Annotated in this window: 5 protein-coding genes; all 5 read left to right on the top strand. The window is 38.2% G+C overall.

Annotation, left to right across the window (positions count from 1 at the left end):
• Positions 1–1,606 (top strand): hypothetical protein (locus tag DNK84_RS02905; RefSeq protein WP_162902175.1); only part of this gene is annotated, 1,606 nt, incomplete at its 5' end.
• 100 nt (positions 1,607–1,706) lie between these two features.
• Positions 1,707–2,135, top strand: a complete 429-nt coding sequence (gene iglE / locus DNK84_RS02900) for a type VI secretion system lipoprotein IglE (RefSeq protein WP_119343075.1) — start codon at positions 1,707–1,709, stop codon at positions 2,133–2,135.
• Between the two features lie 2 nt (positions 2,136–2,137).
• Complete coding sequence (gene tssI, locus DNK84_RS02895) at positions 2,138–2,632, top strand: type VI secretion system tip protein TssI/VgrG (RefSeq protein ID WP_119343074.1); 495 nt, start codon at positions 2,138–2,140, stop codon at positions 2,630–2,632.
• Between the two features lie 6 nt (positions 2,633–2,638).
• Entirely contained in the window at positions 2,639–5,908 is a 3,270-nt protein-coding gene (locus DNK84_RS02890; RefSeq protein ID WP_119343073.1) for a DUF4280 domain-containing protein, read from the top strand.
• 10 nt (positions 5,909–5,918) lie between these two features.
• The gene (gene iglH / locus DNK84_RS02885; protein WP_119343072.1) at positions 5,919–7,403 is read left to right on the top strand and encodes a type VI secretion system baseplate subunit TssF/IglH; all 1,485 of its coding nucleotides are present in this window, start codon (positions 5,919–5,921) and stop codon (positions 7,401–7,403) included.
• Positions 7,404–7,409 lie beyond the last annotated feature (6 nt).

Genomic DNA, 7,409 nt, shown 5'->3' with positions numbered 1-7,409 from the left:
AGTTAGATGGATGGGCTCCCCACAGACACAAAACTACACCTTAAATAGCTTTGCTCAGTTAGTTAAGGTAATGTTTGGCTATAGCGGAAAAATAGATTACTTTTTCCAGGACAGAAAGGATATTTCAACAAGTGATAAGAAAAAGTGGAAAGGAATACTTTTAAATGCACAGTTAAATACAATGCTTTTAGAAGTGCTGCAAAATAAAACTGGTAAATTTTCTCTGTTGAATCCATCTAACTATTATCAATATAGTTTTAAAACCGTATTCTCACGTGATGTAACGCAGTTTTCCTTAGTGTATTCAAAAAGTGTACTGCTTGGTGAGGTGAAGCCTTTGATCAAGCGCTATCAAAGCCTTGTTAGTTTGTTAAAAAGCTATGATATTAACAGCGACTCACTAAGCCTTTTGGAAAAAGATGCGCTGTCACATTATGCGCAAAGCTATGTTACAACGATTAAAAATCTTTTGAAAAACGTTTTTCCTGGTCATATATCATCAAAAAGTCTGCAGATGTTTTTAATTGATATTACCTCTACCAATACGCCTTTTTCAAACCTTGTGGATTTCATCCAGAAAAATACAACCTTTAGCAAAGAAGATGATCTGCCTGCCTCACTGTCTATCATTCCTGACAGCTTTAAACCGTTAAATGATTTTATCGCTTCGGATAAATATAAAGCGTATCAAAGTATTTTGTCTAATATCAGTGATACGCTGTATCAGGAAAATTATGATAATTATGTTTCTTTGTATAAACAGCTTCAATCAACACAAAAAGACTCTATTGTGACAAAGCTTGCAGATTTACTTAAAGATCTTGGTGCAAACAATGAGGCAGCTTATAATTTATTCAAATTCCCTGAAAAAACGGTTGAACACAGTTTAGCTAATTATCTTATTGACTATGTAAAGCAGGACTGGGACCGTAATATCACGCCACAAACCACGCTGGTAGAAAAACAGTTTCCTTTAGATTTATCGGCCAAATCACAAGTCACACCTACTTATCTGAATGACTTATTCGGCCCTCAAGGTAAAATCTATCTTCAAATGCATGCGCTGTTGCAGGTTTTTATGCATTATGATGATGCGCAGAAATCCTGGGTGTTGGACCAACGTTTGTCATCAAAACAACAAAAAGCGTTAAGTCCGTACCTTAAAACCTTTAATTATTTTGATCAGCTGCAAAAAACATTTTGGGATAAACAAGGCAAGCCAAGTACATTAACCTTGTTTATTTCTTCGCTGCCTTTTGCCCAGGTATCATTAGATGGTATAAACAAAATGGTATTAAGTTTTATACAACTTGGTAGTAATGAGCAGGTATTAGGGCTTGATACTAAAGATCAGTCTCCTGTGACATTGACTTATGACTGGCAATTACAACCTGGCATTTCAGTGGGCTGGCTTAATCAGGATAACGTAAGTTACCAGCAAAGTTATTACGGGCAGTGGTCGCTATTTAAAATGTTAAGTACTGCTAAATGTAATAGCCAATGGCAATGTACCTGGCAGATTAGCAGTGACAATAACAAAGTAAAACCTTATAAAGTAAGTTTTCAAGTCCATGCTGATGTATTAAAGCTGATTAAAAGGGCTTAATATTTGATGGTGGCCAATAACGCAGTGAGTATAGGCACTTGAGAGATATTTTATAAGACAGTAAAGTAAAGTTTAACGTTATAGGGTAAGCGGGAAAAAAATGAATCAATGGGTAGTAAAGCGAATTATTTATGGGGTATTAATTTTAATGGGCATCATAGGGTTATCCGGCTGTGCATGGATCCCTTGGTATCACTCAACAACGATAAGTGTTAAAGTGAATGTTTCAGATAAGCATAAAGAAAGTGCAGTGACGATGATTGTTATGCAGCCAGCAGCGCAGAAAGATTTTGTGGCAGCTTCATACACAAGTGTTGCACAACAGTCTTTGGATAAGGGTGTTCGTCGATATGTCTTCTTGTCAGGGCAAGATAATAAAATATCTATGACAGTGTCAGATGCACCATTGGCGATTTATTTTATCTTGCAGCGCCAGCCTGTTTCTGGGTGGAAGTACCTGATCGAAAACCCACGAGGTCAGTCACTTGACTTTACGGTTGATGGAAATAGTGTGAAAAAGGAGACATAAAAATGGCAGAACATATCGTTGCCATGGATAGTGATGGTGTTGATATCCAGGTTAAGGGTGAAGGTGATGATCAATTATGTGATATCAGTTATAAAGCGCAAGGAAGTGCCGAGGTAAAAGTTTCTCAAGATTATGCGATGAGCGCAGATAAGACGATTACACTGACAGTAGGCGATGTAACTATTAGTATGGATCAGGATAAGGTTGTAATTAATAAAAAAAATGCAACGGTTACGCTTCAAGATGGAGATATCGAGCTTGTTGCTGGCAGTAGTGCTGTAAAACTTTCAGATGGAGATATTTCATTACAAGGTGACAATATCAGTATCAAAGGCAATCAGTCAGTTTCTATTGAATCTGGAAGTAGTTTAAGTATTAAAGGAGCAAGCCTTGCATTACAGGGCTCACAGGCAGTTAGTGTTGAAAGTAGTATGGCACTTGATCTAAAAGCTTCTATGGCAGCAACACTTAAAGGCATGCCAACATCGGTTGGGTAGGTTTTTATGGCAGTAAATAACAAATCACCTTTGACCTATTTTTATGAGCTTCTTGGTAATAAGTCGGTTTATGAGAAGGCACAAAATGACACGCTTACTAAGATGCAAACGGATATCAGACGTGATATTGCGCTTTCTGAGTTTTCGGCAAATACGCCAGCAAATGATCAAACGCTAAGTCAGTTAAAGCAATTTCATCAAGGTTTATCAACTACGGAAAAATTAAGCAATATCAGTACATCAGCTGAAACAAATGCGCTAAATACTTCTTTAAAACAGTCACTTTTGCGCACACAATCCGCCTTAAAAAAGGGAGACTTCCAAACATTTTCACAATCAAAAAAACAGCTTGCAAGTCAAATAGAACAAGTAAGCAAGACACAGTCGCAGGATTTATCAAAACTCAGTCAATTACGACCAAGTAAAGAGGATATAGCATCAAGCGCTTCTTATCTTTCAACGCTTGGTTTAGCGCTTGGCATCAATGCAGGTGAAACAAATAAGGATAATAACGAAACAAAGCCCGCGCATGAGATTGGAGATGGAAGCGAACATATAACGTCGAAAGCTTCATCTGATAGTGATGATTTAGCCGCCTTGCATCAAGATGTTCTGCGCCTTAATGCCAGTTCATCAGACAAAGCATTTTCAAGCTTGACAGCAGCTTATCAGCAGTATCTGGAAGGTCTTAGCACAGAAATAAATCAATTCTCTAAGACAGATCAATCCTTTGGTTCATTGGTGCAGTATAAAAAATTGATGAGTGTATGCAGCTACCCTAATAGTACCCATGAATCGGTGCAACAAACACCTGAGCTTTTAGGTATTGATCGCGTGATTGTAAACAATATGCAACAGCTGTCTCAGCAAGGGCAGATCAGTTTATCTTCAAAGGACCAGGCAAGTCTTGCCTCAATTGATGCGCATTATCAACAGCTAAAGGCATTGCCAGCTGAGAATAATACCCAGCATATTACAGCGCACCTGCAAAGCCTTTCTCAGACAACACAAGGTCAAACGCTTCAACAGGTTCGGCAGTTACAGCAGACAACTGGTTTGTGGGAAAATATACAAAAGCAAACGAAAGATCTTAAGGCTAAACGCTTTTTTACAGGGCAGATTAACGCAATCCGCGGTCAGGATTTGCCAAAAAAAGGCGGGATAAGTGCGGTGGGCTTTGTTTCTCAAGGGCAGCTTATTAGTGCTGATAGTTTATCGGCTCAACTGAGTTCTGCAACAGCATCACAACAGCTTGTACAGAAGCAACAGCAATTGTTGAATCAGCTACCTGATACGCCTGGACAGCAAATTGGTATGCTTCAACAGCAATATGCACAAATGGTTGCAACCAATGCAACTGGCATAAAACTTGCACAGACACAAACGGGTAAGCCAGAATATAAAGCATTGTCTCAAAATCTAACTGCAGTGCAAAATCGTTTTTCTATATTGCATCAATCTGCGGATACGTATGTAAGTAATCCAAATGATTTAAATAGCAAAGCAAATTATCAGTCAGCTTTAGCAAAAGCACAGCAAGAACTTGGCTTGTTACAAGAGGCATTGCCTGCAGCAAGTCTTTTGCAGGAGCAGCTATCGCAGCAAGCTTCTTTATTACATCAATCAATTTGCCCATGTGCTCAGATGCCATCCTTACCAGAAAGTGATATATCCTGGCAAATACAAGATTTTTCAAAAAAATTAGATGCTTTATCGCCTGAAATACAATCCCCTGGTAATGTTCAAATGCCAGATCCCTATTCAGTTACAGGTCCTTATAGTGTGGCAATGCAAAATGCGATTTCTCAAGCAAAGTTACCAGATGTTGAGACAACGCAGGCGGCCAAAAATGCCATTGATAGTTTAACTCAAACCACGCAGAGCTTTTCTGGATTTCAAAATATTAATATGGCGCCTGCAGATTGCCTTTGCCAAAATGTTAGTGCAAATTTAGCTGATATCATGCAGTGGTTGCCAACGGGATTGCCAGTCAACATTGCGCCTTTTCAGACTGATTTCATCACAAATGCCTTGGCTGAAATAACGAATTATTTTGGGAGCTGGGATGGGTTAAATAACCCCTTAGATAGTAATATAAGCGCGTTGATTGATCAATTAATGCAACAGTTTGATGGGTTGAATCAGTCACTTATACAACCATTGAATTTTTCATTTCCGCCATTGATCAATGTTACTAACCTGCCACCATTGACAGATGGGCTCACAATACAATTAGATGATCTTATGCAGTGTCTGCAAAGTGTTGATGTAAATGCGCCAAATCTGCCAGATGGCGTTTCATTAAGCCAGGTGCAAGCACTACAAACCCAACTGCAAGGCGTTTTAAATTACCAGGATATGTTTTTTAAACTGGATCGTGATCATGCAAATCAAATGCTATCTGAAGTACATGCGCCTGAAATGCAAAAACTGCAACAATTAATAAATGAGCCAGGTATGCAAAAACCTGATATTAACAGTTTAGTACCGGATATTGATAAACTGTTGCCAAGCCTGTCATCTTGCCAGAATTTTAATCAAATTTCACAGCAAATAAGCAATATTAATGATTACCTTGCCAATGCGGCACTGCCAGATATCGCCCCTGTAAATCAAAGTGCGGTTAGTTATCTGGATCAGGTTGACTCAATAAAACAATCAATCGCTGGATCATCGATAATGCATGCAAAGACACCAGTGGCAAGTGAAGCAGTTAGTGCAAGCTCTGTGGATAATACCATTGCGGCAGACCCAGCATCAACAAGTGCCACAGAAGATGTACAAACAGCTGCACAAGAGAAAGTAGCAGCATTGGATCGGCTTACAAGTACTATCACAACATATCAGGTTGTATCGGGCAATCAATCTAAAGCAGCATCTGTTGCAGTGCAGGCTGGATCACCAGAAAGCATGATGCTAACGTGTGCAACATCCCAAGTGATGTGTAGTTTTGCGATTGCACCTGGTGTTTATAGTAGTATCCGGCCAATGGTTATGGTGAATAATAAGCCAGCTGCAAATATTAATGATCATATTCCTATGGTTAATCTAACGCCATTTCCAGGTTGCTCAAGCCCGACAAATCCTTTAATGAATCCCTTGGTCTATCCATGGCCATGCATGCCGATGTCAGCACCTTTTGTGCCAAGTAATGTAATGACTATGATACAAGGTGCACCGGTTAACACACTAAGCAACAAGGCTTTATGTAGCTATGCAAGTGGTGGTGTAGTGAGTTTTATGAATCCTAATCAGACAACAACAGTAACAAGTTAGTGAGAATGAAATGCATGATTTTTTAACCGAATCTATGGATCAAGAAAAATCAGATGATGATTTATCTGATGGTCATTATCAATTGTTAACAAATACGTTTATGCAGTTGAGTAAAAATATTCAAGAGGATATTCGGCATTACCTAAGAGAAGAACAGGATTATCGCTTATCACGCTACAATCAAAACTTATTAATGCCTTTGCCAAAGCATATGCTTGTTAATACTTTTTTGAGTATGAAAAACATGTCGTTAGATTTAGAAGCACAGCAATCATTTGATGTTTATGATATTTCAGCCAAGCGGCACTTTATCTATACGACACAATCTCAGGTGATTATTAATAATTTTAAAGTAACAACAGATGATACAGCGCAGTCAGAAATATTCTATGTTACTTTGCAACCTAAAACGCCGGCTAAGCTTGATCGATGTGCTTTTGAGCTCTGGATAAATCCTGCTTTGTGGAGTAAGCTTGAGTATCGATTAGCACAGCTCAAAAGTGCATTATTTCACAATGAAAAAATATGGGTAGAATTATATTACGATGATGGAAGCACACATCATTGTCAGGCACATTTAGAAGATATACGCTATACATTACCGATGAATGATGTGGTTCGCTTAATGCTCACTTCCCCTGAGTTCTTCCTGGGATTTAAGGTTGTATTAGATCAAATGCCAATATTTAGTGATGCAAAACTCATTAAAGCAGTTTGTCTCTTTGATGTAAGCGCATTAAAGCGAGGGGAGATCAGGGAATTTAGTGCTTTTAAGGACAATTTGTTCAAAAATAATATTATCCCTTTGTTTAATTTATATGAAGGCTATTCCAGCGCGCAAAAACTTGATGATACTTATGATAAAATTCCTTTAATCCATGCTGAAGACCCAAGTGCACGTGCCTTTTATGTGCATCAAGTCTGGGAAAATAATCAGTTGTATAAAGAATATTATCATCATATTTTTAGTGAATATGTTTTTCACAAACATGTGGGCAAGTTGGGCTTTTATCCAAAAAATATTAAAGAAAGTGTAACACAATCTAAAAAGGTTTTTGTCAAAGCAATGTGGTCACAAAATGTGACACATGGGCATTTGCTAAAACTGAGTTCTAATGCCATTAACGCAGCACAGACTCGTTATGAGCTCGTTTGTTTAAAACCTGGGGTAAGTATTAATAATTTTCGTTATGTAGATCGCGTTGTACAGGTATTTCGTGCTTTCTCAGACTTGGATATGCGAAATAAAGATGCCTTTTTAATCGCACTTAAATTTCTATGCGGTGCTGAATACATCGATATTTACCAAAAGTTCAAATCAGCCGTTAGAAGCATTGAATATAATGCTGTTTCTAATGGGATTATTATTGAAGTGCAACAGGCCAGCGACTTTGCTTTTGTAGAGCATATAGCCAATGTGATCAGCACTTTTTTCTATGTAAATTCACCGCAGGCAATTCAGGTAAATACGCAGGTAGCCAATATTTATAAATAGCGTTAG

The organism is Facilibium subflavum, from assembly GCF_003574485.1.
In the GTDB taxonomy this organism is placed as follows: Bacteria; Pseudomonadota; Gammaproteobacteria; order Francisellales; family Francisellaceae; genus Facilibium; species Facilibium subflavum.
Note: the sequence above shows the minus strand (reverse complement) of the source record. Positions and strands in the feature narration are given on the sequence as shown.

Bases quoted from the DNA above. Each gene is read 5' to 3' on its own strand.
- iglE (WP_119343075.1), top strand. From the start codon at position 1,707: ATGAATCAATGGGTAGTAAAGCGAATTATTTATGGGGTATTAATTTTA.
- tssI (WP_119343074.1), top strand. From the start codon at position 2,138: ATGGCAGAACATATCGTTGCCATGGATAGTGATGGTGTTGATATCCAG.
- DNK84_RS02890 (WP_119343073.1), top strand. From the start codon at position 2,639: ATGGCAGTAAATAACAAATCACCTTTGACCTATTTTTATGAGCTTCTT.
- iglH (WP_119343072.1), top strand. From the start codon at position 5,919: ATGCATGATTTTTTAACCGAATCTATGGATCAAGAAAAATCAGATGAT.